This window comes from Catenulispora pinisilvae (genome assembly GCF_015356865.1).
Classification (GTDB): domain Bacteria; phylum Actinomycetota; class Actinomycetes; order Streptomycetales; family Catenulisporaceae; genus Catenulispora; species Catenulispora pinisilvae.
Genome location: NZ_JAAFZA010000519.1, coordinates 1 through 1,069, shown reverse-complemented (window position 1 = coordinate 1,069; position 1,069 = coordinate 1). Strand labels below are relative to the sequence as shown.

At 64.3% G+C, this 1,069-nt stretch carries 1 protein-coding gene; it reads right to left on the bottom strand.

Features of this window, described 5'->3' with window-relative positions:
* Positions 1-20 precede the first annotated feature (20 nt).
* Positions 21-860 carry an IS5 family transposase gene (locus IZR01_RS49275; protein ID WP_323746800.1) on the bottom strand — a complete coding sequence of 280 codons (840 nt, stop codon included), beginning with the start codon at positions 858-860 and terminating at the stop codon, positions 21-23.
* Positions 861-1,069 lie beyond the last annotated feature (209 nt).

Sequence of the window (1,069 nt, the reverse complement as noted above, 5' to 3'; positions counted from 1 at the left end):
AGAGGCTGTCCGAGATCCCGTCAGGCTGCGCGTGATAGCACCGTGCGTGGCCTGGCGAGGCGACGCGCCATCAACATGATCATGCTGATCGTGACCATCGCCTCGTGATTCTCCGGAAGGCGCTCATAGTCCCTGACACAGCGCCGTCTCTGACAGATCCATGACAACGTACGCTCGACGATCCACCTGCGCGGCAGCACCACGAACCCGGTCATGTCATCGGTGCGCCGCACGATCTGCACCGTCAAGCGCAGAATCCGCCTCGCGCCATCGATGAGCTTGCCGTAGTCATAGCCGCTGTCGGCCCACACCAGGGAGATCTTGCCGTAGAGCATCCGCATCCGCTGGAGCAGGAAGAACGCCGCGTCCCGGTCCTGGACGTTCGCGGCCGTGACGTGCACCACTAGCAGCAGACCCAGCACGTCCACAGCGATATGCCGCTTTCTTCCTCCTACCTTCTTCGCGTTGTCCCAGCCCCGACTGTCCTTGCCTACCGTCTCGGCCGCACGCACCGACTGCGAGTCGATGACCGCCGCAGTCGGCTCGGCCTTCCGGCCGGCCCGGACCCGCTCCCGATCTCGCAGCGCATCGTTCATCGCATCCCAAACACCCTGCTTACGCCACTTCGTGAAGACGCCGTGCACGGTGGAGCGGGGCGGAAAATCGATCGGGAGCGCCCGCCACTTGCAGCCGTTGTCAGCCACGTAGAAGATCGCGTCGATGATCGTCCGGCGGCAGTGAACTTCCGGCCGTCCACCGCCGAGGGTATCGGCCGCCGGCGTCGGCAACAGCGCAGCGATCAACACCCACTCGCTATCGCACAGGTCAGACGGGTAGCGCCGAGGACGGCCGACCGCCACGGTCGTACAGTCCACGCCACAAGCCCGGCATATCGCCCCAGCTGGCTGCATCGGGCTGGCTGGAACGGACGACAAGATGGCAGACTTCACGACGGCTCCTGGTAGTGCGGATGGCGTAGACAACCGCTGCTCTACCAGGAGCCTCATACATTCAACAAATACGTGCTCTCATACACCACCCGGCTCCGCCGGGATCTCGGACAGCCTCT